This window comes from Sphingomonas sp. IC-56 (assembly GCF_021043375.1).
Taxonomy (GTDB): Bacteria; Pseudomonadota; Alphaproteobacteria; order Sphingomonadales; family Sphingomonadaceae; genus Sphingomonas.
In genome coordinates this window covers 46,062-72,739 of the sequence record NZ_JAJNDV010000003.1, presented here as the reverse complement: position 1 = coordinate 72,739, position 26,678 = coordinate 46,062, and the positions used below count along the sequence as shown (strand labels likewise).

The 26,678-nt window shown below is 66.8% G+C and carries 24 protein-coding genes and 1 other annotated feature; of the genes, 10 read left to right on the top strand and 14 right to left on the bottom strand.

The window, feature by feature from the left end; translation table 11 throughout:
• The first annotated feature begins 36 nt into the window (after positions 1-36).
• Genes pheS through LQ953_RS05205 form a run of 3 tightly spaced genes read left to right on the top strand, consistent with a single transcriptional unit; the run spans position 37 to position 3,889 of the window.
• Complete coding sequence (gene pheS / locus LQ953_RS05215; RefSeq protein WP_231029625.1) at positions 37-1,128, top strand: phenylalanine--tRNA ligase subunit alpha; 1,092 nt, start codon at positions 37-39, stop codon at positions 1,126-1,128.
• A complete protein-coding gene (gene pheT / locus LQ953_RS05210) occupies positions 1,125-3,488 on the top strand; it encodes a phenylalanine--tRNA ligase subunit beta (RefSeq protein WP_231029624.1) in 2,364 nt (787 codons plus the stop codon). Before pheS ends, pheT begins: the two co-directional genes overlap by 4 nt.
• A 2-nt stretch (positions 3,489-3,490) precedes the next feature.
• Positions 3,491-3,889, top strand: coding sequence for a hypothetical protein (locus LQ953_RS05205; RefSeq protein ID WP_231029623.1), 399 nt, complete (start codon positions 3,491-3,493; stop codon positions 3,887-3,889).
• 40 nt (positions 3,890-3,929) lie between these two features.
• Here the strand turns inward: LQ953_RS05205 and LQ953_RS05200 are convergent, their stop codons facing one another.
• The 4 genes from LQ953_RS05200 to LQ953_RS05185 all read right to left on the bottom strand — a co-directional run bounded on the left by LQ953_RS05200 (position 3,930) and on the right by LQ953_RS05185 (position 7,951).
• Positions 3,930-4,544, bottom strand: a complete 615-nt coding sequence (locus tag LQ953_RS05200) for a DedA family protein (RefSeq protein ID WP_231029622.1) — start codon at positions 4,542-4,544, stop codon at positions 3,930-3,932.
• Between the two features lie 15 nt (positions 4,545-4,559).
• Positions 4,560-6,638, bottom strand: coding sequence for a M13 family metallopeptidase (locus LQ953_RS05195; protein WP_231029621.1), 2,079 nt, complete (start codon positions 6,636-6,638; stop codon positions 4,560-4,562).
• Positions 6,639-6,824: 186 nt separating this feature from the next.
• Positions 6,825-7,712, bottom strand: coding sequence for a bestrophin family protein (locus tag LQ953_RS05190; protein ID WP_231029620.1), 888 nt, complete (start codon positions 7,710-7,712; stop codon positions 6,825-6,827).
• A gap of 38 nt (positions 7,713-7,750) precedes the next feature.
• Positions 7,751-7,951, bottom strand: a complete 201-nt coding sequence (locus LQ953_RS05185) for a hypothetical protein (RefSeq protein ID WP_231029619.1) — start codon at positions 7,949-7,951, stop codon at positions 7,751-7,753.
• 158 nt (positions 7,952-8,109) lie between these two features.
• Positions 8,110-8,165 (top strand) — a sequence feature (sul1 is cis-regulatory element that is thought to sense ions involved in sulfur or methionine metabolism; They are found in Alphaproteobacteria).
• A gap of 74 nt (positions 8,166-8,239) precedes the next feature.
• Here LQ953_RS05185 and LQ953_RS05180 point away from each other — a divergent pair.
• The 6 genes from LQ953_RS05180 to pdeM all read left to right on the top strand — a co-directional run bounded on the left by LQ953_RS05180 (position 8,240) and on the right by pdeM (position 14,370).
• Positions 8,240-9,736: a SulP family inorganic anion transporter gene (locus LQ953_RS05180; protein WP_231029618.1), complete on the top strand. Its 1,497-nt coding sequence runs from the start codon at positions 8,240-8,242 to the stop codon at positions 9,734-9,736.
• A gap of 59 nt (positions 9,737-9,795) precedes the next feature.
• Positions 9,796-10,542 (top strand): SDR family NAD(P)-dependent oxidoreductase, encoded by a 747-nt coding sequence (locus LQ953_RS05175; RefSeq protein WP_231029617.1) that lies wholly within the window; start codon positions 9,796-9,798, stop codon positions 10,540-10,542.
• A 69-nt stretch (positions 10,543-10,611) separates the two neighbouring features.
• Positions 10,612-11,463 carry an MBL fold metallo-hydrolase gene (locus LQ953_RS05170; protein WP_231029616.1) on the top strand — a complete coding sequence of 284 codons (852 nt, stop codon included), beginning with the start codon at positions 10,612-10,614 and terminating at the stop codon, positions 11,461-11,463.
• Between the two features lie 10 nt (positions 11,464-11,473).
• Positions 11,474-12,064, top strand: a complete 591-nt coding sequence (locus LQ953_RS05165; RefSeq protein WP_231029615.1) for a 3'-5' exonuclease — start codon at positions 11,474-11,476, stop codon at positions 12,062-12,064.
• 189 nt (positions 12,065-12,253) lie between these two features.
• On the top strand, positions 12,254-13,666 hold the full coding sequence (locus LQ953_RS05160) for a M20/M25/M40 family metallo-hydrolase (RefSeq protein WP_231029614.1): 1,413 nt from the start codon (positions 12,254-12,256) through the stop codon (positions 13,664-13,666).
• Positions 13,667-13,707: 41 nt separating this feature from the next.
• Complete coding sequence (gene pdeM / locus LQ953_RS05155) at positions 13,708-14,370, top strand: ligase-associated DNA damage response endonuclease PdeM (RefSeq protein ID WP_231029613.1); 663 nt, start codon at positions 13,708-13,710, stop codon at positions 14,368-14,370.
• Here pdeM and LQ953_RS05150 read toward each other — a convergent pair.
• The 6 genes from LQ953_RS05150 to LQ953_RS05125 all read right to left on the bottom strand — a co-directional run bounded on the left by LQ953_RS05150 (position 14,367) and on the right by LQ953_RS05125 (position 20,518).
• Entirely contained in the window at positions 14,367-15,518 is a 1,152-nt protein-coding gene (locus tag LQ953_RS05150; RefSeq protein ID WP_231029612.1) for a GGDEF domain-containing protein, read from the bottom strand. The two genes, pdeM and LQ953_RS05150, sit on opposite strands and share 4 nt — an antisense overlap.
• A gap of 117 nt (positions 15,519-15,635) precedes the next feature.
• Complete coding sequence (locus tag LQ953_RS05145; RefSeq protein ID WP_231029611.1) at positions 15,636-16,358, bottom strand: head GIN domain-containing protein; 723 nt, start codon at positions 16,356-16,358, stop codon at positions 15,636-15,638.
• 104 nt (positions 16,359-16,462) lie between these two features.
• Positions 16,463-16,996: a CarD family transcriptional regulator gene (locus LQ953_RS05140; RefSeq protein ID WP_231029610.1), complete on the bottom strand. Its 534-nt coding sequence runs from the start codon at positions 16,994-16,996 to the stop codon at positions 16,463-16,465.
• A gap of 241 nt (positions 16,997-17,237) precedes the next feature.
• Complete coding sequence (gene fdxA / locus LQ953_RS05135; RefSeq protein WP_231029609.1) at positions 17,238-17,576, bottom strand: ferredoxin FdxA; 339 nt, start codon at positions 17,574-17,576, stop codon at positions 17,238-17,240.
• 43 nt (positions 17,577-17,619) lie between these two features.
• The gene (locus LQ953_RS05130) at positions 17,620-17,952 is read right to left on the bottom strand and encodes an RNA-binding S4 domain-containing protein (protein ID WP_231029608.1); all 333 of its coding nucleotides are present in this window, start codon (positions 17,950-17,952) and stop codon (positions 17,620-17,622) included.
• Positions 17,953-17,962: 10 nt separating this feature from the next.
• A complete protein-coding gene (locus LQ953_RS05125) occupies positions 17,963-20,518 on the bottom strand; it encodes a helicase-related protein (RefSeq protein WP_231029607.1) in 2,556 nt (851 codons plus the stop codon).
• Positions 20,519-20,787: 269 nt separating this feature from the next.
• Here LQ953_RS05125 and LQ953_RS05120 point away from each other — a divergent pair, with 269 nt between their 5' ends.
• On the top strand, positions 20,788-22,251 hold the full coding sequence (locus LQ953_RS05120; protein ID WP_231029606.1) for a M23 family metallopeptidase: 1,464 nt from the start codon (positions 20,788-20,790) through the stop codon (positions 22,249-22,251).
• A 181-nt stretch (positions 22,252-22,432) separates the two neighbouring features.
• Here the strand turns inward: LQ953_RS05120 and LQ953_RS05115 are convergent, their stop codons facing one another.
• From LQ953_RS05115 to LQ953_RS05100, 4 genes are all read right to left on the bottom strand, one after another.
• Positions 22,433-24,103 carry an ATP-binding protein gene (locus tag LQ953_RS05115; protein ID WP_231029605.1) on the bottom strand — a complete coding sequence of 557 codons (1,671 nt, stop codon included), beginning with the start codon at positions 24,101-24,103 and terminating at the stop codon, positions 22,433-22,435.
• Positions 24,104-24,171: 68 nt separating this feature from the next.
• Positions 24,172-24,933: a TIGR02186 family protein gene (locus tag LQ953_RS05110; protein WP_231029604.1), complete on the bottom strand. Its 762-nt coding sequence runs from the start codon at positions 24,931-24,933 to the stop codon at positions 24,172-24,174.
• Complete coding sequence (locus tag LQ953_RS05105; protein ID WP_231029603.1) at positions 24,930-25,844, bottom strand: sulfite exporter TauE/SafE family protein; 915 nt, start codon at positions 25,842-25,844, stop codon at positions 24,930-24,932. Before LQ953_RS05105 ends, LQ953_RS05110 begins: the two co-directional genes overlap by 4 nt.
• 60 nt (positions 25,845-25,904) lie before the next feature.
• Complete coding sequence (locus LQ953_RS05100; protein WP_231029602.1) at positions 25,905-26,567, bottom strand: hypothetical protein; 663 nt, start codon at positions 26,565-26,567, stop codon at positions 25,905-25,907.
• Between the last annotated feature and the right edge of the window lie 111 nt (positions 26,568-26,678).

Sequence of the window (26,678 nt, the reverse complement as noted above, 5' to 3'; positions counted from 1 at the left end):
GGGTTCGGCCCTTCACGACTTAACGAACGGAATGCGATGACCACCGATCTAGACCAACTTCGCCAGGACCTGGTCGCGTCGATCGACGCGGCGGCGGGGCTCGACGCGCTGGAAGCGATCCGCGTCCATGCGCTGGGCAAGCAGGGTGCGATCACCGGGCTGTTGAAGACGCTGGGCGGCATGAGCCCGGAGCAGCGCCAGGCCGAAGGGCCGCGCATCCATGGCCTTCGCGAGGCGGTGACGGCGGCGCTGGGCGCCCGCAAGGACGCACTGGAAAAGGCGGCGCTCGACGCCCGGCTGGCTTCCGAAAAGCTCGACATGACGCTTCCCGTCGATGGCGTGCCCGCGGGCAGCGTCCACCCGGTCAGCCAGGTGATGGACGAACTGGCCGAGATCTTCGCCGACCTGGGCTTCGCAGTGGCAAGCGGGCCCGAGATCGAGGACGACTGGCACAATTTCACTGCGCTCAACATTCCAGAGACGCATCCGGCGCGGGCGATGCACGACACCTTCTATCTGGCCGGCGAGCATGAGCGGCCGATGGTGCTGCGCACCCACACCAGCCCGGTGCAGATCCGCACGATGATGGCGAACAAGCCGCCGATCCGGATCATCGCGCCCGGCCGCGTCTATCGCTCGGACAGCGATGCGACCCACACGCCGATGTTCCACCAGATCGAAGGGTTGGTGATCGACAAGGGCATCACGCTCGGCCACCTGAAATGGACGCTGGAAACATTCCTCAAGGCGTTCTTCGAGCGCGACGACATCGTGCTACGCCTGCGCCCCAGCTACTTCCCCTTCACCGAACCGTCGGCGGAGGTCGATGTCGGCTTCACCTGGACCAACGGCAAGCGCGTGATCGGCGGCAGCGGCGATGCGGCGGGCGGCGGCTGGATGGAAGTGCTGGGCTCCGGCATGGTCCACCGCAAGGTGATCGAGGCCGCCGGGCTGGACCCCAATGAATGGCAGGGCTTCGCCTTTGGCACCGGCGTGGACCGGCTGGCGATGCTCAAATACGGGATGGACGATTTGCGGCCCTTCTTCGACGGCGATCTGCGCTGGCTCAAGCATTACGGTTTCTCGGCGCTCGACGTGCCCACGCTGAGCGGGGGAGTGGGGGCATGAAGTTCACCCTGGGCTGGCTCAAGGAGCATCTGGATACCGACGCCTCGCTGGAGGGTGTCGTAGAGGCCCTGACGCGTGTCGGATTGGAAGTAGAGGGGGTCGAGAACCCGGCCGAGAAGCTGACCGGCTTCCGCGTCGCGCGGGTGCTGACCGCCGAGCGTCACCCGCAGGCGGACAAGCTGCAGGTTCTGAGCGTCGACACCGGCGAAGGTGCCCCGCTCCAGGTGGTGTGCGGCGCCCCGAATGCGCGTGCGGGCCTAGTCGGCGTGCTGGGGCTTCCCGGCGCGACCGTGCCTGCCAATGGCATGCAGCTGAAGGTGTCGGCGATCCGCGGCGTCGAATCGAACGGCATGATGTGTTCGACGCGCGAGCTGGAACTCGGCGAAGATCATGATGGCATCATCGAGCTGCCGCAGGATGCACCAATCGGCACGGCCTTCTCCGACTATGCGGAGCTCGGCGATCCGGTCATCGACGTGTCGATCACGCCGAACCGCCAGGACTGCATGGGCGTGCGCGGCATCGCCCGGGATCTGGCCGCTGCGGGCCTCGGCACGCTCAAGCCGCTGACGGTTGCGCCGGTCGAGGGCGAAGGTCCGGGACCTGATGTGCGGACGCAGGACGAGGGTTGCCCCGCTTTCTTCGCGCAGAGCGTCTCCGGCGTGACGAACGGTGAGTCGCCCGAATGGATGCGCCGCCGGCTGACCGCGATCGGGCAGAAGCCGATCTCCACGCTGGTCGACATCACCAACTATGTGATGGTCGACCTCGGCCGTCCGCTGCACGTCTATGACCGCGCCACGCTGAAGGGCGGGCTGGTCGCGCGCAAGGCGCAGGCCGGCGAGCAGGTGCTGGCGCTCAATGGCAAGACCTATACGCTCGACGAGACGATGACGGTCATCGCCGACGACGAAGCCGTGCACGACATTGGCGGCGTGATGGGCGGCGAGCATTCAAGCGTGCAGCCGGGCACGACCGACGTGCTGATCGAATGCGCCTATTTCGAACCCGAGCATATCGCGCGCACCGGGCAGAAGCTGGCACTGACCAGCGACGCACGGCAGCGTTTCGAGCGCGGTGTTGATCCGGCGTTTCTGGAAGACGGCCTGGCGATCGCCACCCGCATGGTGCTTGACCTGTGCGGCGGACAGGCAAGCGGCATCACCCATGCCGGCCAGCCGCCGGTCGCGACGCGGACGATCGGCTATGATCCGACGCTCGCCGAGACGCTGGGCGGGCTGGCAATCGCGCCGGAGCGCCAGCGCGACATCCTGATCCGGCTGGGCTTCTCGGTGTCCGAGGACTGGCAGGTGGTGGTCCCGACTTGGCGCCGCGACGTGGACGGCCCGGCCGACCTGGTCGAGGAAGTGATCCGCATCGAAGGTATCGACCATGTCCCCTCGACGCCGCTGGAGCGCGTGCCCGGCGTGGCGCGTCCGACCGCCACGCCCGAGCAGAAGCTGGAGCGCAAGCTGCGGCGCACCGCCGCCGCGCGCGGGCTGAACGAAGCCGTCACCTGGAGCTTCATCTCCGAAAAGGATGCAGCCGTGTTCGGCGGCGGCGCCTGGAGCCTGGCCAACCCGATCAGCGAGGACATGAAGGTGATGCGCCCGTCCTTGCTGCCGGGCCTGCTGGCCGCGGCCGAGCGCAACCTGAAGCGCGGCGCCACCAGCGTGCGCCTGTTCGAGATCGGGCGGCGCTATCTGGCCGACAAGGAGCGGCTGACGCTCGGCGTCGTGCTGGCCGGAAGCCGTACCCCGCGCGGCTGGCAGGGCGGCAAGGCACAGGGCTTCGGCGCGTTCGATGCCAAGGCCGAAGCGCTGGCGCTGCTGGAGGCTGCCGGTGCGCCGGTCGCCAACCTGCAGGTCATGGGTGAGGCAGGCGACGCCTATCACCCCGGCCAGTCCGCCACGCTGCGGCTGGGGCCCAAGACCGTGCTCGCCGCATTCGGCGCGGTGCATCCCAGCGTCGCCAAGGCATTCGACCTGTCGGGCGATGTCGTTGCGGTGGAGCTGTATCTCGACGCGCTGCCGGCCAAGCGGGGATCGGGCTTCATGCGCCCGGCCTTCACCCCGCCGGCGCTGCAGGCCGTGACGCGCGACTTCGCCTTCCTGGTGCCCGAGACGCTGGTCGCGGGCGACCTGGTCCGCACGGTGAAGGGCGCCGACAAGGCGCTCATCACTGACGCGCGGCTGTTCGACGTCTTCGTCGGCCAGGGCGTGCCCGAGGGGCAGAAGTCGCTTGCGGTGGAGGTCACGCTGCAACCGGGCGAAAAGAGCTTCACCGACGCCGACATCAAGGCGGTGGCCGACAAGGTCGTCGCCGCCGCGGCGAAGCTGGGCGCGGTGCTGCGAGGCTGATGGTGATCGAGCGGTTCCTTACAGGACTTGCGGCCAAGATGCAGGAGCCGCTCGACACCCGATACATGATGATCGTGCTCCCTGAGGATCTCGATCCCATGGAGCGGCACCTGCGCTACAGCGTGTCGCTCGACGCCGAGCTGCGCCTCGCCGGGCTGGGGTGCAGCGAAGGCGGCGCAACCATGCTGAGCGAGGAGAACGCGCATGGCGCCCGCGACGTGCTGTTCACCGTCGTCGATGTCGACGCCACCGACGTGGACCGCGCCCGCGCCCTGCTGCGCCTTCATTTGCCCGAGCTTGGCTGCCCCGTCGGCACGCTGATCCAGTATGACGAGCTGGAGGACCGCTATGACGGCGAACGCTGGCTGCTCGCCCAGCCGCTGAGCGTCATCGAGGAATAGCGGCGTCCCGGCTTGACCACTCGCCCTGGTGAGCGAGCCGTCAGGCGCGGCGGCGCACCAGATGGAGGATCAGCGCCGCCACGCCTGCCACCGCCAGCACCGGCAGGATCATGGCGCCTGCCTCGCGCACTTGGCCGAACGCCGCTTCGATTGCCTCCCCGAACCAATAGCCCAGGCCCACGAACACCATCCCCCACACCATTGCAGCAGCGGCGTTGAGCAGCAGGAAGGTGCGGGCCGGCAGCTGCGTCGTCCCGATCGCGATCGGGCTGACGGTGCGTAGCCCATAGAGAAAGCGGAAGGCGAAGACGAAGGCGGCGGGATGCCGTTCGAAGATGCGCAGCGCCCGGACGAATGCGGGCCGCGCCTGCATGCGCTGGACGAAGGGCCGGTCGCGAAAGCGCCGCCCGAGCAGGAAGAAGAGCTGGTCGGCAAGGAACGAGCCCCCCGCGGCGGCGGCGGCGGCGGGCCAGAAGGGCAGCAATCCGTGGTGCACCATGGTGCCGCCGATCAGAACGACGGTCTCGCCCTCCATTGCGGCGCCCAGGAACAGCCCCAGCAGGCCATAGTTCGCGATGATCTGTTCGAGTGAGATCGCAGCAGCCTCGGCGGTTGATGTGCCCCAGGGTCCCGGCGCATGAACCCGTAAGGTCATGCGCCGGGGCACCGATTACCAGATGCGGACGCGCTCCGCGGGCGCGAGATACTGCTTCTGGTCGGGCGTGACCTTCCAGGCGGCGTACCACGCATCGACGTTGCGCAGCGGGTTCACCGCGCGGATATGCCCGGGCGAGTGCGGATCGCTGACCAGCTGCTGCTGGAGCGCTTCGTTGCGGAACAGCGTGCGCCACACCTGGCCCCAGCCCAGGAAGAAGCGCTGGTCGCCGGTGAAGCCGTCGATCACGCGCGCCTTCTTGCCACCCAGCGAGGCGTGATAGGCGTCGAGCGCGATCAGCACGCCGCCCAGGTCGCCGATATTCTCGCCCATCGATGCGCGGCCGTTGATGTGGACGCCCGGCAGCCCTTCAAACGTATAGGCTTCGTACTGCGCGCCCAGGCGCACCGCCTGTGCCTCGAACTTGCTGGCGTCTTCCGCCGTCCACCAGTCGCGCAGCACGCCATTGCCGTCGGACTTGCGGCCCTGGTCGTCGAAGCCGTGGCTGATCTCGTGGCCGATCACGCCGCCGATGCCACCATAGTTGATCGCGTCGTCGGCCTTGGGATCGAAGAAGGGCGGCTGCAGGATCGCGGCGGGGAACACGATCTCGTTCTTGACCGAGTTGTAGTACGCGTTGACCGTCTGCGGGGTCATGCCCCACTCGGCCTTGTCCACCTGGCCGCCGATGCGGTTGCGGCGGTAATCCCATTCGAAACGGCCGGCGCGCTCGGCATTGCCGACCAGATCGCCCGGCCGAACCTCGAGCGCGGTGTAATCGCGCCACTTCTCCGGATATCCGACCTTGACGGTGAAGCCCTTGAGCTTGGCCTGGGCCTGCTCCTTGGTAACCGGGCTCATCCAGGGCAAGTTGTCGATGCGGCCGGCGAGCGCGACGCGCAGATTGGCGACCAGCGTATCCATCTTCGCCTTGGATGCGGGCGGGAAATACAGCTCCACATAATCGCGGCCGATGCCCTCGCCCACCGCGCGCTCGGTAAAGGCGACGGCGCGCTTCCAGCGCTCGCGCTGCTCGGGCTGGCCGTTCAGGAACTTGGAGCGGAAATCGAACTGCGCGTCGACAAAGCGCTTGGACAGCAGGGGCGCGATGTCGTCTGCGGTGCGGAAGGCCTGCCAGGCCTTGAGCGTGTCGAGATCGGTGTCGGCGAACAGCTTGGCGATCGCCGGGAAGGCGGTGTTCTGCGCGACAATGGCGCGCTCGGCCTTGCCGATGCCGGCGGCCTGGCGGAACGACTCCCACGGGAAGCCGGGCGCCTGCGCCTTCAGCTCGGCGACTGTCATCAGGTTATAGGTCTTGTCGCGGTCGCGGCTCTGCGCGCGGGTCCAGTGGGCCTGGGCGAGCTTGGTCTCCATCGCGACGACATTGGCGGCCGCTGCCTCGGCATTGGGCCACCCCGCCATGGTCAGCATCTGTGCGACATACTGGCGATAACGCGCGACCTGCGGCGCGAACTTGGCGTCGAGATAAAGGTCGCGATCGCCCAGGCCCAGGCCCGACTGGCGCAGATACAGCGAATAGATGTCGGGCTGCTTGGCGTCGTCATTGACCCCGGGCGCAAAGAAGCTGCCGCCGAAGCCGCCGAGTGACGCGCCCATCAGCCGGGCGATGTCGTCCTTCGACGCCGCGGCCTTGATCGGCTGAAGCCGCTGGGTAAGCGGCTGCGCGTCCAGGCGCTCGGCAGCGGCTTCGTCCATATAGCCGCTATAGAGGATCGCGGCCTTCATCCGGTCGGGATGCGCGGTGTCTGCGGCGTTGTAGCCCGAGATCAGGCTGCGCAGGCGCATTTCCGACAAGTCGCGCAGCACCGCGAATGCGCCATAGGAGGAGCGGTCGGCCGGGATCTGCGTCTTGGCGACCCAGCTGCCGTTGACGAAGCGGAACCAGTCGTCGCCGGGCTTCACGCTGCGGTCCATGCCGGCAATGTCGAAGCCCCAGGGGCCATAGCTGGTGGCGGCGGCGGTATCGGCGGCGGCAGCGGGCGCGGCGGGCGCCGCAGCCTGCTGGCTGAGCGCAGGAGCGGCAAGGGCGGCGGCGCACAGCGTGGTCGCCAGCAGGGCATGCTTCAGGTTCAAGGGAATCGTCTCCGGAATCAGGCGCTTATCCGCCTTGCCTGGGCAATCTACACAGGCCCGGCTGCTTGGCAATCGCCCCATTCCTCCCTCGCGTCAGCGGGGGAGGTGGCATGCGAAGCATGACGGAGGGGGCATCTCCGCAGGGGAAGGCGCTCTGTCAGTCAAGCATGCGAGGCGGGATTCGCCTCACCACAGCACCCCGGTCTTGTCGGGCTTCATCGGCTCGGGCGCTTGGTCGCCGATCGCCTGAAGCAAGTCGATCTCGATGGTGCGGCACATCGCGCAGAGCGGCAGGTCGTGCACCGTGTTTGCGAACGGGTCGACCAGATCGTCGCCGATCGCCAGCACGATCAGGAACATGAGCCCGGCAATGGTCGAACCGAGCGGCGTCGCCAGCCCCAGCGTCTCCACCAGCCCGATCGGCAGCAGGATGCAGAACAGGTGCGTGAAGATCGTGGGAAAGAACCGGTACTGGTTGGGCAGCGGCGTGTTCTTCAGCCGCTCCATGCCACCTTGGGCATTGGCGATGTCGACCAGAATGCTTTCCATCGCGGTCTGCTGGATGGTGTCGATCCAGCCATTCTGCCGCGCGATGTTGATGCGGCGGCTGGTGCCGTCGACGATCCCGTTGGCGACGTTGGTGCGGGCGAGCGCGAAGTCGGCCTCGCCGCGTGAGAGGAAGCGGAGCACTTCCTGATCCACCGGCTGGCGGCGAAGCTGACAGCGCAGCGCGTTCACATAGGCGATCTGGCGCAGCACGATGGTGCGCTTCATGTCCAGCGCTTCGCCATCGGGCAGGAAGTTGCGGGCGTGGCGCGCCAGGTTGCGGCTGGCGTTGATCATCAGCCCCCACAGCCCGCGCCCTTCCCACCAGCGTTGATAGGCCGAGTTGCTGCGGAAGCCGAGAAACAGCGCCAGCGCCGAACCCAGCAGCGTAAGCGGCAGCGATGGCGCGCGAAACGGCAGCAGGACGTAGGTGATGGTGACGATCACGTCCCACACGAACAGGAGCGCCAGCGGCTTCCAGATTTCGCGAACGACCTGTTTGAAATTTGGCGCGGCGGTGACGATCATGGGCGGCTCAAACGCTCAACAGCGCAACACGGCTCCGCTCACGAAGCCCGCGAATTATCCGCCGGCGCACCGGGCTCGCCCGGCATCGCCGCGGCGGCCACCGTGGAAGGCTGCTTCGACCATTCGGCGCGGTCGATCGCGACCAGGAAGGTGAGCGTGCACAGGCCGAAACCGAACAGGAGCAGCAAGCCGCGAAGCTGCTCGAACAGGGGCTTCTTGCCATCATTGTCGGGATGCATGGGCGAACCTCTGCTGTGATCTTGGTTGGAGCCGAAAAGTAGGAAGCGCTGCTTGTCTGTGCATGTGCGGTTCGTAAGGAAATTTTGCTGCGGCGCAGCAGAGTTGCCCGGCAAAGGCTTGCGCGCCCCGATCCAGCGGCTAGAAGCGCGGCCATTCGCAAGGACCCGGTGCAAATCCGGGTGGCTCTTCTGGCCGCCGATCCGCCAGACAACCGCATAAGCGCTTAAGCGATCCGCCGCTCCTTCTCGCAGCTGCGAGGCCCTTGTGCCGAAACCATGGTTCCTTCGATGACTGTTACGCTGTCCCGCGTCCGCGCCGAATGGCTTCCCAGCGCCGTGCAGGCGCGCCGCGACATCCTTGCCGGAATCGTCGTTGCGCTGGCGCTGATCCCCGAGGCGATCGGCTTCTCGATCATCTCGGGCGTCGATCCACGCGTCGGGCTCTATGCCTCGGTGGCGATCGCCATCGTGATCTCGTTCCTGGGCGGGCGGCCCGGCATGATCTCGGCAGCGACCGCTGCCGTCGCCGTGGTCGTCACGCCGCTGGTGCGCGAGCATGGCGTTCAATATCTCTTCGCCGCGACCATCCTGATGGGCGTGATCCAGATCGTCGCCGGGCTGCTGCGGCTAAACCTGCTGATGCAGTTCGTCTCGCGCTCGGTGATCACCGGCTTCGTCAATGCGCTCGCCATCCTGATCTTTATGGCGCAGTTGCCGCAGCTGATCGGGGTGAGCTGGCACAGCTATGCGATGATCGCGGCGGGGCTGGCGATCATCTACCTGGTACCGCGTCTGACCCGGGCGGTACCCTCGCCGCTGGTGGCCATTCTGGTGCTGGCGGCGATCAGCATCTTTATGGGCCTGCCGGTGCGAACGGTCAGCGACATGGGCCAGCTGCCTGAAGGGCTCCCCAGCTTCGCGCTGCCGAACGTGCCGCTGGCTTGGGAGACGCTGCGGATCATCCTTCCCTACTCGCTTACCATGGCGGCGGTGGGCCTGCTGGAATCGCTGCTGACCGCGCAGATCGTCGACGACATGACCGATACCGACAGCGACAAGCGCCGCGAGTGCATGGGGCAGGGCGGGGCCAACATGGTCGCGGCGCTGGCCGGCGGCATGGGTGGCTGTGCGATGATCGGCCAGTCGGTCATCAACGTGACCTCGGGCGGTCGCGCGCGCCTGTCGACCTTCACCGCCGGCGCGTTCCTGATGTTCCTGCTGGCGGTGCTCGGCCCCTGGGTCGGGCAGATCCCGATGCCCGCGCTGGTGGCGGTGATGATCATGGTGTCGATCGGCACGTTCAGCTGGAACTCGATTCCGAACCTGCGCCGCCACCCGCCGACATCCTCGGTGGTGATGCTGGTGACCGTGGCCGTGGTGGTCGCCACCCGCGACCTGGCGCAGGGCGTGCTGGCCGGCGTGCTGCTGTCGGGCATCTTCTTTGCCGGCAAGGTGCGGCGGATGTTCGCTGTCGAGCGCCGCGTCTCCGAAGACGGCCTTACCGCGACCTATACGGTGACCGGCCAGCTCTTCTTCGCCTCGGTGGATCGCTTTACCCAGTCTTTTCAAAGTGTTGAAATCGCAACGCGCATCGTGATCGACGTGTCGGCCGCGCACTTCTGGGATATCTCCGCCGTTTTCAGCGTCGACAAGATAGTGGCCCGCCTCCGCCGCGAGGGGCGCGAAGTCGAAGTGGTCGGCTATAACCAGGCGAGCCGCGACCTGGTCGACCGCTTCGCGCTGCACGACAAGACCGGCGTCGAAATGGGCGTGGTGCCGCATTGACGATGCGCGGGGCGGGTCCACATAGGGCGGCCATATCCACCCCGCGCAGGAGTTTCCGCATGCCAACCGTTCTAGTCACCGGCGCGACCGCCGGCATCGGCGCGGCAACCGTCCGCGCCTTTGTCGCGGCAGGTTGGCATGTGATCGCCACCGGACGCCGCAAGGACCGGCTCGAGTCCCTGACCACGATCATGAGCGAGAACCGCATCCACCCGCTCGCCTTCGACGTGCGTGACGAGGCGGCGCTGGACGAAGCGCTGGCATCCTTGCCCGAGGGGTTTCGTGACATCGACCTGCTGGTCAACAATGCCGGCCTGGCGCTGGGAACCGAGGCGGCGCAGGACGCCAAGCTCGCCAACTGGCAGACGATGATCGACACCAATGTGACCGCGCTGGTGGCGATCACCCACAAGCTGCTGCCCCAGCTGATCGCGCGCAAGGGCGGGATCATCAACCTGTCGTCGGTGGCAGCCAGCTATCCCTATGCCGGCGGCAATGTGTACGGCGCGACCAAGGCGTTCGTGCGCCAGTTCAGCCTGAACCTGCGGTCCGACCTGCTGGGCACGGGCGTGCGCGTAACGTCGATCGAGCCGGGGATGGTGAAAACCGAGTTCACCCTGGTGCGCACCGGCAGCCAGGAAGCGTCGGACAAGCTGTATGGCGGGGTGAACCCGATGACGGCCGAAGACATCGCCAAGACGATCCTGTGGGTGGCGCAGCAGCCCGCGCATCTCAACATCAACACCCTGGAGCTGATGCCGGTGAACCAGGCGTTCGCCGGCTTCGCGGTGCACCGCGAAGGCTGATCTGCGTTAGCGCACTGAACCGCTTCCCCTTCGCTTCGTTTGCCGGACGAACCAAAGGGAGAGGCGGCCTTGCGTATCCATCATCTCAATTGCGGGACCGATTGCCCGCTGGGCGGCGCGCTGTTCGACGGGCGCAGCGTCGGGCTGACCGGGCATCTGGTGTGCCATTGCCTGCTGATCGAGACCGACGCGCACGGGCTGGTGCTGATCGACACCGGCTATGGGCTGCGCGACGTCGACCATCCGCACCGCGATCCCGCGCGGATCACGCGGACGATGCGGACGATGCTGAACATCAAGCTGCGCGAGGAAGACACGGCGATCCGCCAGATCCAGGCGCTGGGCTTCACTGCGCAGGACGTGCGGCACATCGTGCTGACCCATCTCGACTTCGACCATGCCGGTGGGCTGGAGGATTTTCCGTTCGCGACGGTGCATGTGATGGAACGGGAGTTCATCGCTGCGACGGGGCCGCGCACCGGCTTCGTCCCGCGCAACCGCTATCGCCCGGCGCAGTTCGACGAAGTGCAGAACTGGCGGCGCTATGCGAGCACCGGCGAGCCGTGGTTCGGCTTCGATGCGGTGCGTGGGCTGGAAGGATTGCCCCCCGAGATCCTGATGGTGCCGCTGCCGGGACATACCTGGGGCCATGCCGGCATCGCGATCGACCGCGGGCGCGACGGCTGGCTGCTCCATGCCGGCGACGCGTACTTCTATCGCGGTGAGATGCGGCAGGCGACGCGGCACTGTACGCCCGGGCTGCGTGGCTACCAGACCTTGATGGAAGTCTCGCGCGAACAGCGGCTGCGCAACCAGGAGCGGGTGCGGCGGCTGTCCGTGGAGTGTGCGGACGAGGTGAAAGTGCTGTGCGCGCATGATCCGGTGGAGTTCGAGCGCGCGGCGGCGGGGAAGCTGTTGTAACTCCTCCCCTATGTCGGGGAGGATCGGTGCGGCACCCGATCGCTCCCTGCACGTTCCCCTCGATATGCTGGTGTTTCTCGACTTCGAAGCGTCGTCCTTGTCCAAGCAAAGCTATCCGATCGAGGTTGGCTGGGTGTTCGAGGATGGAACGTCCGAGGCGCATCTGATCCGGCCGGCGCCGGACTGGACCGATTGGGATCCGGCGGCCGAAGCGATCCACCACATCCCGCGGATCGAACTGGAGCGCGAGGGTACGCCGCATGACGCGGTCGCGCAGCGGATGATCGAAGTGCTGAGCGGCCACGACCTGCTTGCAAGCGCGCCTTCCTGGGACGGCAAGTGGCTGAGTACGCTGCTGCGTGCGGCTGGGCTGCCGCGGCACAGCCTGAGGCTGCGGGACAGCGACGCGGCGTTGCGGGAGACCGCGCGGGCCGGGCTGCGGGGGCGGGTTGCGGAAGATCGGCTGGAAGAGGAAGCGGCGAACCTGGTGGCGCTGTGCGAGGTGCGTGAGGCGGGCGTGGCGCCTGCGCATCGCGCCTTGGCGGATGCGCAGGAGGAGCGGGCGCGGTGGCTGGCGGTGAGGGCGGCGGCCAAAGGATGACCTGAACCGTACCAGCTTGTTCCCCGGCGCAGGCCGGGGCCCAGCTGCCACATTGTCGCGCGGGCGGGATGCCGCCGAAAGCATCCCGAAGCTGGGCCCTGGCCTTCGCCGGGGAGCTGCTTTTCTAAAGCTTCAGCCGTGTCGAGGGCCTCGCTTGCTACCCAAGCGCGTGAGGCGTAGCGGAGGCGCATGACCGATACCGCCAAGCCGCTCGAATTTGTCGACAATCACCTCGACGAGTCGCTCGACCGCCTGTTCGCGCTGATGCGCGTGCAGTCGATCTCGACCGACCCTGCCTATGCCGCGCATTGCCAGACGGCCGCGCAACTGCTGTCCGATGAACTGACCGGGTTGGGCTTCGCCGCGCGGGTGGCGCCGACGCCGGGGCATCCGATGGTGGTGGCGCATCATGACGGTGATGGGCCGCATGTGCTGTTCTATGGCCATTATGACGTGCAGCCGGTCGACCCGATTGAGCTGTGGCGGCGCGATCCGTTCGACCCCGCGCTGGAAACGCGTGCCGACGGGTCGAAGATGATCGTCGGACGTGGCGCGTCGGACGACAAGGGCCAGCTGCGCACCTTTATCGAGGCTTGCCGCGCGTGGAAGGAGACCACGGGCAAGCTGCCGTGCCGCGTAACGATTCTGTTCGAAGGGGAGGAGGAATCGGGTTCGGAAAGCCTGGAGCCGTTCCTGCATGTCGCGGCGGAAGAGCTGAAGGCCGATTTCGCGCTGATCTGCGACACGTCGATGTGGGATACGCAGACGCCGGGGCTGACCATCGGGCTGCGCGGCATGGCGGGTGGCCAGGTGACGGTGCGCGGGCCGAGCCGCGACTTGCACTCCGGGCTGTATGGCGGGCCGGCGCGCAATCCGTTGCAGCTGCTCTCTACCATTCTCGCCGAGATGAAGGATGCTGATGGGCACGTCACGCTGGAGGGCTTCTATGACGGCGTGCCCGAACTCAGTGCCGATGTGCAGGCAAGCTGGGACGCACTGGGCTTCGATGCCGCGCAGTTCCTGGGCGATGTGGGCTTGAGCGAGCCAGCGGGCGAGAAGGGATATGGCGCGCTGGAGCAGAGCTGGGCGCGGCCGACCGCCGAGATCAACGGCATGTGGGGCGGTTATATCGGCGAAGGCTACAAGACCGTCATTCCGGCCGAAGCGCATGCCAAGCTGAGCTTCCGACTGGTGGGCGATCAGGACCCGGACCAGGTGTGGGCGGCGTTCCAGGCGCATGTTCGCGCGCGGCTGCCCGCCGACTGCACCGCCGAGTTCAAGGATCGCGGCGGATCGCGGGCGATCAGCTTGGCGAGCGACAGCGCGCCGGTGGCGGCGACGCGCGCGGCGCTGGACGCCGAATGGGGCAAGTCCGCGCTGCTGGCGAGCGGCGGGTCGATCCCGGTGGTCAATTCGATCAAGACCATCCTGGGCATGGACAGCGTGATGGTCGGCTTCGCGCTTAACGACGACCAGATCCACTCGCCCAACGAGAAGTACGACCTCAAGAGCTTCCACAAGGGCATTCGCTCGTGGGTACGGATCCTGGCGCAGCTGGGAGCGATGCAGCGGGTGGAGGCTGGCGAGGCGGTTCCCGCCTAAGTGCTTGACAGAACAGGCCGGCGGGGCGGATAGGCGGGGCCATGGTTCCCCTTTCGTTCGCCGGCCACGAGTTTCGCGCGCTTGCGCAGGGCGCGCTGTACTGGCCGGCCCGGCGGGCGCTGCTGGTCGCCGATCTGCATTTCGAGAAGGGCAGCTGGTTCGCGACCAAGGGGCAGATGCTGCCGCCCTATGATTCGCTGGCGACGCTGAGCGCGCTGAGCGCGCTGGTCGAGCGGGTGAACCCGGCCGAACTGTGGTGCCTGGGCGACAGCTTTCACGATACAGCCGGGTGCGAGCGGTTGCCGGCGCAGGCGCGGGCGGTGCTGACCGGGCTCACCGGGCGGCTCGACTGGCATTGGATCACCGGCAACCATGATGCGGCGTTGGTGGATCATTGCGGCGGCACCATCCATGACGAGGCAGTGGTAGACGGGCTGGTGCTGCGGCACGAGGCCGACCCGCGGGATGCGCGGCCCGAGATGTCGGGGCATTTCCACCCCAAGCTGCGCGTCAATGTGCGCGGGCGGCTGATTGCGCGGCGCTGCTTCGTGGCGACGCAAGCCAAGCTGATCCTGCCGGCGTTTGGGGCGCTGACTGGTGGGCTAGACGCCCATCATCCCGAGATCGTGCGCGCAGTGGGCACGGGAGCGCAGGCGCTGGTGGCGCTGGAAGACCGGTTGCTGCGCTTTCCGGTGGCCGCCTAGGCCGCGGCGCGGAGCTTCTGCGGCGCGGCCGCAGGGGTGAGGTGCAAGCGATCGCGCCCGCCATGCTTTGCCGCGTAAAGCGCGATGTCCGCACGGTCGATCATGTCGCTGATCGTGGCGGGGCAATCCACCAGCGCGGCACCGATGCTGAGTGTCGCGATATCCGTCTTTGCCGCGAACCGGCTGCGCAGCGTGTCGGCGGCGGCTACCGCTGCGTCCCTGCCGGTGTCGCCGAGCAGGATGGCGAATTCATCGCCGCCCAAGCGCGCGGCCAGGGCATGCTCGGCCACGCTCGTTCGTAGCATATCACCGAGCAGGACGAGCAGGCGATCGCCGGCGCCGTGCCCGTGCTGGTCGTTGACCTGCTTGAAACGGTCGACATCGATGAGCAGCAGCGCAGCGGGGCGGCGGGCACTGGTGCTCTCCAGCATCGCGGCAGCGCGTTGATCGAAGGCGCGGCGGTTGAACAGACCGGTCAGCGGATCGCGCTCGGCAAGCTGCACGATCTGGGTTTCACGGCGGCGGCGCACCGTGCCGGTCATAGAAAGGGCGATCAGCACCTCCACCATCACCCCCTCAAGCAAGGAGGCCGGGATCAGCAGTCCGCGAAACGCCGCGGGGTCGACAAAGGCACCCGGTGCGAAAACCAGCATCGTCTTGACCAGATAGAACAAGCCATGGCCGAGAAGGACGAGGCGAAGCTGCTCGCTGGCAACGTCGACCACACCGTCGCGCGGGCGCAGCAGCTCGGCCGCTCGGAAGCAGAGCGCCGCAACCAGCCCGGAATTGAGCAGGCCATAGGCGAGCGTGGCCATGCGCCCATCCGGCAGCAGCAGCAACGCGGCCCAGGGCAGCGCGACCGCGCACCAGCGCAGCGGCAGCCGCGCGCCTGCGAAACTGGCGACGCCAAACAGGAAAAACAGATGGGCCGAGACCAGCAACCCGTTGGCGACCCAGATGCCAACGAAAGATGCGCCGAGCACCCGAAGCAGCGACAGTCCCGATCCCATGGTTATCGAGGCGAAGCCGGCGCACCAGTAAAGCAGCGCTCGATCCCGCACCAGCCGCCACTCCGAAGCGAGATAGACGGCCACTGCGGCGGCAATTGTCATGGTGAGTGTCAGCAGGGTTGGGGCGTCAAGCGCCATGTCTGGTCCGGTCCTTTAAGATAGGGCGAGCGCTAGCAGCAGCTCGTCACCAAATCCTTTCAGACCTGCGCCATCACGCAACGGCGCCCAGCGGCGTTACGCACGATCGTTAGGCGATTAGCTGCAGCGCGCCTCGCCAGGGCCGAGGGTCCTTGTCTTGCAGCGGGCGCCGCCGGTCAGCTCGACATCGCCCGTGCCGAGGATCTCGATCGTTGCATCGCCCCGTACCTGTCCGCGCACGCTGCCGGCGCCCGCAATTGAGATCTCACCGCTGGTGGCGGACAGTTCGCTCGCATCGATGTTGCCTGATCCCGCGATCGAAGCCTTGAGGCGGCGGGTGGTGCCCGAAACCTTCATGTCGCCCGAGCCGGCGATCGACAGCTCCGCGTCGTCTGCGCGCACCGATCCGATCACGAGATCGCCCGCGCCGGCGATGGTAGCGTCGACATCGCCTTCGACGCGCTCCACGTTCAATGAGCCTGCGCCGGCGATAGTCGCGTCGCTGCTTCGCGGCGCGATGACATGGATACGAACCGTTCCCTTGTCCTTGCCGAACCAGTTGTGGCCCGTCTGACGGCCGATGCGCAAGTCGCCATTGACGACCTGGATGTCGAGCTTGCCGAGAATAGCTGGATCGCCTTCGGCGGTTAGGGCGAAGTTCGGTCCAACCTTCACATCGACATTATCAGGGCCGCGCAGATCAACGCTGTCAAAGCCAGAGACCGTGAAGGTGCGCGAGCTGCCGTTGGCCTGCGCCGCGCCGGCCTGGCGCGCATCACGATCGGCATTGGCGTTGCAGGCTGCGAGCGGCAGTACCGCGGCGATCAACAACAGGCGCATGGTTCCTCCGGAACTGTGTTGAGAACACAATACACCAGGCGTGGGTCAAAGAAAAGGGCGGCCGTTGCGGGCCGCCCTCTTTTCCGGTCACGAGATCCGCTGGCTCAGGCCGGGACCTTGTCCTTGTTCCAGATCGCCGCGGACTTGCGCAGGATGTCCAGGATCTTGTTGAGCGCAGCGGGCTCGTCGGTCTCTTCCATCGCCGCGAGTTCACGGGCGAGGCGCGAGGCCGCACCTTCGAAGATCTGACGTTCCGAATAGCTCTGCTCGGGCTGGTCGTCGGCCCGGAACAGATCGCGGACCACTTCGGCGATCGACACCAGGTCGCCCGAATTGATCTTGGCTTCGTATTCCTGGGCCCGGCGCGACCACATGGTGCGCTTTACCTTGGGCTTGCCCTTCAACGTTTCCAGCGCTTCGCGCAGCGTCTTGTCGCTCGAAAGCTTGCGCATCCCCACGCTCTCGGCCTTGTTGGTCGGCACGCGGAGCGTCATTTTTTCTTTTTCGAAGCGCAGCACATACAGCTCGAGCTGCATGCCCGCAATTTCCTGCTTCAACAGCTCAACCACACGGCCAACGCCGTGCTTGGGGTAAACGACATAATCGCCGACATCGAAGGACAGCGCCTTGGCAGCCATGTGCGAGGAACCTTTCGTGTAACCGGCCCCGAACTATTGCGGTGTCGGCCGCCCGCGCTTAGGCGGAGGGCAGGCGTTTCCGGGGCGACTAGTATTCTTCTCCGGGCGGAGGCGGATTTCGCCTACGTCGTGGCCCTTTTAACACGCTCGTAATAAAATTACCAGTCAAACATGGCCGCCCGTGCCAGAAAACGCGCGGTTTTCCGGGGGGCGGAGCAGCTCGGAGTCGGTGACCGCCGGCTTAGGAGCCGGTGCCGGGCTCGGCCGAAAAATACTTGTCGAACTTGTCGGTTTCGTTCTTCATCGCGTCGGCATCGGCCGGCGCTTCACCCTTCACGGTGATGTTGGGCCATTGCTCGGAATAGGTGCGGTTGAGCTCCAGCCACTTCTCCAGGCCGTTCTCGGTATCCGGCAGGATCGCTTCGGCGGGGCACTCGGGCTCGCACACGCCGCAATCGATGCACTCATTCGGATTGATGACGAGCATGTTCTCGCCTTCATAGAAGCAGTCGACCGGACAAACTTCGACGCAGTCCATGTACTTGCACCGGATGCAGGCGTCGGTGACGACATAGGTCATGGGAGTGCAGGCCTCTGAAGCGAACGTCTGGAAAGCGGCCCTGCTATGCGCGCCTGTGTGCTCCGTCAACAGATGCAGCATCCTGCGACACGTTCTCAGGGTTGGGCGAGAGGTTCGGCACGCCGTCTGTGGCAAGCTCCTGATAACAGGCGCGCCCTTCCGCCGGAGGGCCGCGCCGGGCCGGTAGTTGCTCGATCCGGACCACGCGGATCTTGCCGTAAAGCGGGAAGGCCAGGACCGAACCGATCCGAACCGGCGCGGACGAACGCTCGACACGGCGCCCGTCGAGGCGCAGCGTGCCTTTTTCGGCGATCGCCTGCGCGGCGCTACGCGTCTTTGCCAGGCGCGCGAACCACAGGAAGCGGTCCACCCGCATGGTGCCGGCCTTATCCATTCCGCAGCGATGCCAGCGCCGCAAAGGCATTGTTGCTAGGCGGGGCCTTGGGCTTGGCGACAGGCGTGAGTCCCTGCCAGATCCAGCGCGGGGTTTCGCCTTCCGGCGCCTTGGCCGTGCGGAAGCCGAGCTGGGCCATCAGCCGGGCGAGCGTCTCGGGCTTGACGCCGATCGAGGTGGCGAGTGCCGGATCGGGTGCAAAGGGCTTGCGGCCCTGGCGGCTGTCATGGGCTGCGCGGGCGATACGCTCCACCAGGTCGACCCGAACCGCCTGCGGCCCCAGCGGGCGGAAGCCATGGACCAATTCGGCGCCGGGGGCACCGCGAGCGAGCACCGTGGCGCCGTCTCGGGGCGCTTCGGCCAGACCCATCAACTCGCGGCGCCAGCGTGCGGCCCCGGGTTTGAGCAAGGCCGGGGCGAACAGGTCGAGCGTGCCGATGGCAATGCCGATCTTTCGCAGCCGCTTGCGCGCGTCGCCGTCGAGCGCCTCGACGAGGTGGGCGGCGGCGCGGCGGGGCATCAAGGCGCCGGCCTCAAGCAAGGCATGGGCGAGCGCTCGGAGCGGGGCGCCTGCCTGGGCGTCGCGCAGCATGGCGTCGAGCGCGGCGAACACGGGCAGGTGCCTGGTGAGCTGGGCAGCAAACCATTGTTCGAGGCGCGCCTGCACCGCGATACGGACGGGCGGCTCGAGGACATCGAGTGCACGGTCAAGGACGATCTTGGACCGGGCAATGCTGGCGCCAGGCTTTAGCTCGGCGACCCGAACATTGCCCCAAAACACCGTTCGCCCCGAGCTTGTCGAAGGGCCGTTTTCCCCTTCAGCGCTCTTGGTTGAGGAAGCCGGTGCTTCGACAAGCTCAGCACGAACGGGGGAAAGAGAGAGTTCGGCGTCCGCCGCCTCCGCCAGCGCCGTTCCGCGCTTGCGGAATTCGCCAGCCAGCCGTTTTTCGGCAGCCGCAAGGAGCATGCGCTTGTCGGTGGCTCGGGCGTCGGAGGCTACACTGAACCGGAAGCCGGTGAGCTGGCCGAGCGGATGGTCCTCGACGCTCACTTCGCCTTGCGGGCCGATGGTGACGGGCAGGTCGCTGGCGTCGGCGCCGATCTGGCGGAGCAGCACGGTGGTGCGGCGGTCGACGAAACGCTGCGTCAGGCTGGCGTGCAGCGCGTCGGACAGCTTCTCCTCGACCGCGCGGGTGCGCTCGGCCCAATGGATCGGATCCTGCAGCCAGTCGGGCCGATGGGCGATATAGGCCCAGCTGCGCGCTGCGGCGATACGGCCGGCGAGCACTTCGACATCGCCGCCCATATGGTCGAGCCGCTGGAGCTCATCGGCGAACCATTGGTGCGGCAAATGGCCGTTGCCTTCCGAGATATGACCGAAGACGCGGCCGACGAAGCGGGCATGCGGATCGACCCCCAGCTTGCGGAAGTCCGGCAGGCCGCAGGCGGCCCAGAGGCGAGCGACCATGCGTGGCGAGCGGACGCGGGCACGGACCCAGTCTTCCTCGGCCAGGCGCTTGAGCACGGCCAGATCTACGGCCTGTGGGGCCGCGCGTAGCACCTCGGCCTCGGGCCTGGCCTCCAGGCTGGCGACCAGCGCGTCGATGCTGGAATAGTCGGGCTCGCCCTGACGCCAGAACAGATGTTCGAGCCGGGGCACCTGATGCCCCTCGATCGCGAGCACTTCCTCGGGCGTGAAGGCGCTGGGCCCTTCCTCGCTGAGGGCCCCAAAGGTGCCGTCGCGCTGGTGACGGCCCGCGCGGCCAGCAATCTGCGCCATCTCGGCGACCGTCAGGCGGCGCTGACGGCGACCGTCGAACTTGTTGAGCGAGGCGAAGGCGACATGCGCCACGTCCATGTTGAGGCCCATGCCGATGGCGTCGGTGGCGACAAGATAGTCGACTTCGCCGGCCTGGAACATCGCCACCTGGGCATTGCGGGTCCGCGGGGACAGCGCACCCATGACCACCGCCGCGCCCCCACGCAGGCGGCGGAGCGCTTCGGCGACAGCATAGACTTCCTCGGCACTGAACGCGACAATGGCCGAGCGGCGGGGCAGGCGGGAAAGCTTCTTGGCGCCGGCATAGCTGAGCGTCGAAAAGCGAGGGCGGCCGATCACTTCAGCGTCGGGGACCAGCGCCTTGAGCATCGGCTTCAGGCTTTCGGAACCCAGGATCATCGTTTCAGCAAAGCCGCGCGCGCGCAGCAGGCGATCGGTAAAGACATGCCCGCGCTCGGGATCGGCGCCGAGTTGCGCTTCGTCCAGGGCAACGAACGCCACTTCGCGTTCCAGCGGCATCGACTCAGCGGTGCACAGGAACCAACGCGCCTTGGGCGGCAGGATCTTCTCTTCGCCGGTGATCAGGCCGACATTCTCGACGCCCTTCATCTTGACCACGCGGTCATACACCTCACGCGCGAGCAGCCGCAGCGGGAAGCCGATCATGCCGCTGGCATGGCCACACATCCGCTCCACCGCGAGATGGGTCTTGCCGGTGTTGGTCGGGCCCAGCACCGCCGTGATGGGAGAACGCGCGAACTGGCTCATGTCCTGCACAAGATCGTTCCGAGTCAGCCCTTAAGCAACACCCCCTGATTGTTCATTTTTCTTAACCATCTAGCTTTTACGCAGAATTGTTGTGGTGATTGCCTTTCGTCGCGGGTCCGAAACGGGTCACCGCAGCGGAGAATCGGAGCCCGGCTGCTTAATTTGACTTTAAGCCCGTTGCTCCACAGTGATTCGCCTTGGGCCGGGGGTTGCGGCTACAGCGTAACGAGTGGGGGCGTGACGCCTTGTTCCTACGGAACGACCATGGAATGGATCTGGGTGGCGGCGGCACGTCTGTGCTGGCGCGCCGAAGCGTGCCGGCAAGCCCGAGCACGGCAATCGCGCTGCGGCCGCGGGCCTTCGACTTCGATCTGGCTCCGGACTTGGGCGCGCGCATCGGTTCGCTGACCTGGTTTCGTGGCGCCGCGACGTGCCTGGGGCTATGCACGCTGACCTGGCTGCTGGCGCCGGGACTAGAGAACCCGATCTATGGTACCGTGCCCGCGCCGTTGAAGGGTGCGGAATGGGATGCCGCCCGCGCGCAGGCGATCCGGCCGCTGGGGCAGGGCGCCACCACCGGCTACCGCGTCGCCGCGACCCGGCTGGTTGCGCCGCTGGCCGACACGCCCGAGCGGCCGATTCTGGAATCCACCGCCAAGCTTGCGTCGGGTGACGCGCTGCTCGGCGTGCTGCAGCGCTCGGGCGTCGGCCAGGCCGATGCCGCGCGCGTGGGTGCGCTGGTGACGCAAGCAGTGGCGCTGGGCGAAATTCAGCCGGGTACCTTGCTCGATATGACGCTGGGCCGTCGGCCCGACAAGGCGCAGCCGCGACCGCTGGAGAAGCTCGCTTTTCGTGCCAAGTTCGACCTGAAGCTGGAGGTTGCGCGCAACGGCGGCGGGCTAGCGCTCAAGCAGATCCCGATCGCGATCGATCACACGCCGCTGCGCATCCAGGGTGCAATCGGCTCCAGCCTGTACCGCTCAGCGCGTGCCGCCGGTGCGCCGGCCAAGGCAGTGGAAGCCTATATCAAGACGCTGGCCAGCCGCGTGCCGGTTTCCGGACTCGACTCGGGCTGCAAGTTCGACATGGTCGTCGGCCAGGCGCGCGCCGAAACCGGCGAAGTGCAGCTGGGCAGCCTGATGTTTGCCGGCTTGTCGGGTTGTTCGAAGAAGGTGCAGCTGCTGCCCTGGCAGAGCGGCGGCAAGACCGAGTGGCTAGATGGGCTGGGCCGCGGCACCAGCACCGGCACCATGGCGATGCCGGCGCCCGGCCGCTTCTCCTCGGCCTTCGGGATGCGGCGGCACCCGATCCTGGGCTATGTCCGCATGCACCGCGGCGTCGACATCGCCGCACCCTGGGGCGCCCCGGTGTTCGCCGCGAGCGACGGCACGGTGCAGATCGCCGGGCGCAGCTCGGGCTACGGCAATTTCATCAAGCTCAACCACGGCAACGGCTTCGGCACCGGCTATGGCCATTTGAGCCGCATCCTGGTGCGCAGCGGCCAGCATGTACGCAAGGGGCAGCAGATCGGCGCGGTGGGCAACACCGGATTGTCGACGGGACCGCACCTCCACTACGAGATGTACAAGAATGGCGCGGCGGTGAACCCGCGCTCGGTGTCGTTCAACTCGATGCGCCAATTGAGCGGCGAGGATCTGGGCGCGTTCAAGGCAAAGCTGAACCAGTTGCTCGCGGTGCCGATCGGGCATGGCGCGCAGAGGGACGAGGACTGAGGATCGTTCAGGTTGCTGGCCAGAGGGGCCAGTTGCTGGTGCTTACCAGTCGCTGATTGAGAGTTCGTGGCGCCGAACTTTCGCTCCGCCAGCATCGGGTAAACAGCGCCCCGCGCTGTTTAGAACATGCTGGGAGCATGCTCGACCCGATGCTCCCGTAAACGGGAGAGGGAGTCTCGGCTTACTTTCCTTGCGAGCGCCAGCGGCGGATGGTGCGTTCGAGCATCTGGTCCTCGCCGCCGGTTTCGTGCCATAGCTGCGAGAAGAGCGGGTCTTCGGACGCCGGTCGCTTGGTTTCCTCGAGGGAATCGAACAGCAGGCGGATCGGCGTCGCCACGCCTTCGCCCACCGCGATGCACTCGCGGTTGCGCAGGGCGGGGATGGAGTCGAGGAAACCGCGTGCGCCTTCAGGCATCGCCGCGCGGACAAAGGCCTGGTCACGCTCGTTATTCAGGCGCATCGACAGGATGGTGCCACATTGGGAGAGCACGCCTTCGGCCAGATCGGACGGACGCTGGGTGATCAGGCCGAGCGACACGCCATACTTACGGCCTTCCTTGGCGATGCGGCTTAGAATGCGACCGACCGAGGAGCCATCGGCATTGCGCTCGTTGGGCACATAGCGGTGCGCTTCCTCGCAAACCAGCAGCACCGGCCGCTTGCTTTCGCCGCGCGACCAGATCGCGAAGTCGAACACCATGCGGCTGAGCACCGCGACCACCACCGAGGTGATCTCGCTTGGAACGCCCGAGACGTCGATGATCGAGATCGGCTTGCCGCCTCCAGGCAGGCGGAAGATGCGCGCCAGGAAGGCGGCCATCGAATCCGCCACCAGCATGCCGGAGAACATGAACGCGTATCGCGGATCCGCCTTGATCTCGTCGATCTTGCTGCGCAGGCGCAGATAAGGCGCGGTGTCGGTGGCCTTGTCCATCTTACCCATCTCCAGCTGGAGGATCTGGGTCAGGTCGGACAGGAGATAGGGGATCGGTGCGTCGACGGTCAGCTTGCCGATCTCGCCGGCGAGCCGGTTCTTGCCCTTGGCCAGCAACAGGCACTTGGCAAGGATGTCTGCGTCGACCTGGCGGTCGGCGCCCTGCGTGGTCAGGAAGACCTCGCAATGCTCCTCGAAGTTCATCAGCCAATACGGCATTTGGAGGTTCGACACGTCGAACAGCGCGCCGGTCGTCCTGAATGCGTTGCCATATTCGCCGTGCGGATCGATCATCAGGACGTGGCCCTGGGGCGCAAGTTCGCAGATGCGGTGGAGGATCAGCGCCGCGGCGGTGGACTTGCCAGTGCCGGTCGAGCCGAGAAGCGCGAAATGCTTGCCCAGCATCGAATCGACATACAGGGCCGCGCGAATGTCCTTGGTGGGATAAACATTGCCGACTTCGATATGGGCACGGTCTTCGGCGGCGTAGATCTGCTTCAGATCAAGCGTGGACACCGGGAAGATCGGGCAGCCGGGCGTCGGATAGCGCGTGACGCCGCGGCGAAACTTGTACAGCCTGCCTGTCAGCCGCTCTTCATCGCCCTCGCCAAGGAAATCGATGTCGGCGACGATGCGATCGCCACCGTCCAGCCGCATGGAGCGGATATTGGCGACCAGCCATGCCGAGCCGACCCGCATCTTGACCTGGCTGCCCATCTGGCCGGCATGCGCGACTGCGACGTCGCTGCTGTCGGCAAGCAGGTCCAGCTCGGCAGGGTCGAGTAGGACCCGGCTGGAGGATCCACCCACTTCCAGCACCGCACCGATCGGCTTCAGCGACGTACGCGGAGCCGACGCGTCGCCTGCCGGATGTGCGTTCGCCGGATCAAAGATACGTCCGCCGAATTGGGCGTCCATTGGATACTCCTACACGATTCGAGAGGAATATGCCGCGGCGGAGGTAAATATTGCGTGTGGTCCAGGCGTTAGAAGCGTCGCCACAAGGCGCCGGCACCCCATCCAAGCAGGACCGACAGCAGCACCGCGGCCATGCCGTAAACCAGCGAGTGACGTTCCGCCGAGTAAGCGACGAAACGCTCGAATCCCGATTTGCGTATCTCGATCGGCCGCACCGCCGCGGCCAGCACGCGTCCGTTGCGGATCAGGAAGGTTTCGGCGGTGAACTTGCCGACGGGGACGCGCGCCGGAATCTGGAGCCTGGCTCTGTACAGGACGCCGCCGGTGATCTCCACGGCGCCGGGCGCCTCATAATATAGCCCGCTGCCGCTGCGCAGGTCCACCAGCCCCGCGTCGAAGCGCGCCTGCACGTCGGGAGACGCGCCAGAGGCCGGGGAAAGCTGAAGGCTGTCGACGCCGAGTTCGTAAATGGCGCGGGTGCGGTCGTCGACCAGCTGCTGGATGGGACGCGAGGACGCGACGGCGTAGAAGCTGGGCGCGGAGCGATAGCGCATGCTGCCCGCGTTGACCCAGATGCCGGCCAGCTTCTCCTTTTCGCGGACGAGTACCGACTGTGTGGGGCCTTTCACGACCACGACAATGTCGGCTTTCTGGCCCGCGGCATCGGCGGCGGGGGTGTCGGGATACAGGATTGCGCCGAACAGCAGGAGCTCGGCCCCGGTGAAGCTGTAGGCGATCTCGATGGAGCGCTCGGACACGTCGGGCACGAGGACCGGTTGGGATTGCGCCATCAGCAAAGGCGCCGCGAGCACGAGCCAGGCATGCCTCATGACAGTGCGACCGAGTAGATCTCGTCGGGGCGCCAAACGAGGCCCAGGAACATGCGCAGCGCGATGAGCAGCACCATGACAGCGAGCGCCAGGCGAAGATATTCGGGCCGCATCTTCTGCGCGAAACGCGCGCCGAGTTGGGCGCCGGTAACCGATCCGAGCAGCAGCAAGGCGGCGAGGACGATGTCCACTGCCTTTGTCGTGGTAGCATGCACCAAGGTGGCAGCGGCAGTGACGAACAGGATCTGAAAGAGCGAAGTCCCCACCACCACCTTCGTGCTCATACCCAGCAGGTACAGCATGGCAGGCACAAGGATGAACCCGCCGCCCACGCCGAGCAGCACGGTGAGAATGCCGGTAAAGACGCCGAGGAGCAGCGGCGCGAGGGGCGAGATGTACAGGCCAGAGCGATAGAAGCGCCAGCGCAGCGGCAGCATGGCGACCAGCGGGTGGTGCCGGCGCTTGCGCGGCTTTGCCGGCCGGGCGCCGCGCGCGACGCGCACCGCGCCGACCGACTCATGGAACATCAACCCGCCGATCGATCCCAGCATCAGGACATAAAGGATGCCGATGACGGTATCGATCTGTCCGGTTTCCTGAAGCAGCGCGAACAGCCAGGCGCCGGCGATGCTGCCCAAGACCCCGCCAACGACCAGCACCGCGCCCATGTGCACGTCCACGCCCTCGCGCCGGAAATGGGCGAACACGCCCGACACACTGGCGCCGGTGACCTGACTCGCCGCCGATGCGGCCGCGACCGTGGGGGGAATGCCGTAGAAGATGAGCAGCGGCGTGGTGAGAAAGCCGCCGCCAACGCCGAACATGCCCGACAGCAGCCCCACGCCTAAGCCGAGCGCGACGATGACAAGGGCATTCACCGACAAGTTGGCGATTGGCAGGTAAAGATCCATCGCGGACGGGATACCGCGTTTGCGCCTGCTTGCCAAAGCCGAGCGCGTGAAGTGCCCGTGCTAAAAGTCGGTTCCCAGCGTCAAGGCCACGCCGGAGCCCGGTCTCGCATCGCCGGCCACGCGCTGCCGCCAATCGAGCGCTAGGCGAAGCGGCTGGCGGGCGACCGGCAAGGTGAGCGTGACGGACGGGCCGATATCCAGGCGGCTGGCGTCTCGCTGGATCGCGCCCCAGGCGCCGGCACCGATGGAGAGCCGGATGTCGGTCGCGGAACCCGCAACCTGTCGGGTGATGCGTGCGGCCCCGTCGGCATAGGGTTCAAGCCGTTCGCGGTGGATCGCACCTGCCTGGCCGTAGCTTTCCAGCCGGAAGCCGGGGGCAACCGGTCCGTCGGTGCCACCGACCACGCCTGCGCCAAAGCCGCCGCGCACGCCGTCGATGCCGACGCGGCGCTCCACCAGCAGGCGCACCGGTGCCTTGCCCAGCTGCCACTCGACGCCGGCAGCCGCCTCGGCGCCGCGTCCGCGCAACGGTGTGGTGAGGCGTCCGAACAGTGCGACGCTTGAAGAAGGCGCGAGCAGCCAGGCCAATCGGGCGCCAGCCTGACTTCCGCCGAGCTGGCTGCCGCCCGGCGCCGCGCCGAGACCGGTGCCCGGACGAACGACCAGCCACGCACCGGCTGACCAGCGATCGGGTAAAGGCTGAAAGTTGACCGGCTGTGCCATGCGTATATGGGCTGGAGGGGCTACCGATGGGGAAGTGTATTCGGCGGCGCCTAGCAGCGGCGCGGAATTCATCATCGGCCTGGCTGAAGGAGGCGGGAGGCGGAGCAACGG

What these genes read in the sequence shown, in the direction of transcription:
- pheS (WP_231029625.1), top strand. Translation starts at nt 37, where the DNA reads ATGACCACCGATCTAGACCAACTTCGCCAGGACCTGGTCGCGTCGATC.
- pheT (WP_231029624.1), top strand. Translation starts at nt 1,125, where the DNA reads ATGAAGTTCACCCTGGGCTGGCTCAAGGAGCATCTGGATACCGACGCC.
- LQ953_RS05200 (WP_231029622.1), bottom strand. Translation starts at nt 4,544, where the DNA reads ATGACCTTACGGGTTCATGCGCCGGGACCCTGGGGCACATCAACCGCC.
- LQ953_RS05190 (WP_231029620.1), bottom strand. Translation starts at nt 7,712, where the DNA reads ATGATCGTCACCGCCGCGCCAAATTTCAAACAGGTCGTTCGCGAAATC.
- LQ953_RS05185 (WP_231029619.1), bottom strand. Translation starts at nt 7,951, where the DNA reads ATGCATCCCGACAATGATGGCAAGAAGCCCCTGTTCGAGCAGCTTCGC.
- LQ953_RS05180 (WP_231029618.1), top strand. Translation starts at nt 8,240, where the DNA reads ATGACTGTTACGCTGTCCCGCGTCCGCGCCGAATGGCTTCCCAGCGCC.
- LQ953_RS05175 (WP_231029617.1), top strand. Translation starts at nt 9,796, where the DNA reads ATGCCAACCGTTCTAGTCACCGGCGCGACCGCCGGCATCGGCGCGGCA.
- LQ953_RS05165 (WP_231029615.1), top strand. Translation starts at nt 11,474, where the DNA reads ATGTCGGGGAGGATCGGTGCGGCACCCGATCGCTCCCTGCACGTTCCC.
- LQ953_RS05160 (WP_231029614.1), top strand. Translation starts at nt 12,254, where the DNA reads ATGACCGATACCGCCAAGCCGCTCGAATTTGTCGACAATCACCTCGAC.
- pdeM (WP_231029613.1), top strand. Translation starts at nt 13,708, where the DNA reads ATGGTTCCCCTTTCGTTCGCCGGCCACGAGTTTCGCGCGCTTGCGCAG.
- LQ953_RS05150 (WP_231029612.1), bottom strand. Translation starts at nt 15,518, where the DNA reads ATGGCGCTTGACGCCCCAACCCTGCTGACACTCACCATGACAATTGCC.
- LQ953_RS05145 (WP_231029611.1), bottom strand. Translation starts at nt 16,358, where the DNA reads ATGCGCCTGTTGTTGATCGCCGCGGTACTGCCGCTCGCAGCCTGCAAC.
- LQ953_RS05140 (WP_231029610.1), bottom strand. Translation starts at nt 16,996, where the DNA reads ATGGCTGCCAAGGCGCTGTCCTTCGATGTCGGCGATTATGTCGTTTAC.
- fdxA (WP_231029609.1), bottom strand. Translation starts at nt 17,576, where the DNA reads ATGACCTATGTCGTCACCGACGCCTGCATCCGGTGCAAGTACATGGAC.
- LQ953_RS05130 (WP_231029608.1), bottom strand. Translation starts at nt 17,952, where the DNA reads ATGCGGGTGGACCGCTTCCTGTGGTTCGCGCGCCTGGCAAAGACGCGT.
- LQ953_RS05125 (WP_231029607.1), bottom strand. Translation starts at nt 20,518, where the DNA reads ATGAGCCAGTTCGCGCGTTCTCCCATCACGGCGGTGCTGGGCCCGACC.
- LQ953_RS05120 (WP_231029606.1), top strand. Translation starts at nt 20,788, where the DNA reads ATGGATCTGGGTGGCGGCGGCACGTCTGTGCTGGCGCGCCGAAGCGTG.
- LQ953_RS05115 (WP_231029605.1), bottom strand. Translation starts at nt 24,103, where the DNA reads ATGGACGCCCAATTCGGCGGACGTATCTTTGATCCGGCGAACGCACAT.
- LQ953_RS05110 (WP_231029604.1), bottom strand. Translation starts at nt 24,933, where the DNA reads ATGAGGCATGCCTGGCTCGTGCTCGCGGCGCCTTTGCTGATGGCGCAA.
- LQ953_RS05105 (WP_231029603.1), bottom strand. Translation starts at nt 25,844, where the DNA reads ATGGATCTTTACCTGCCAATCGCCAACTTGTCGGTGAATGCCCTTGTC.
- LQ953_RS05100 (WP_231029602.1), bottom strand. Translation starts at nt 26,567, where the DNA reads ATGGCACAGCCGGTCAACTTTCAGCCTTTACCCGATCGCTGGTCAGCC.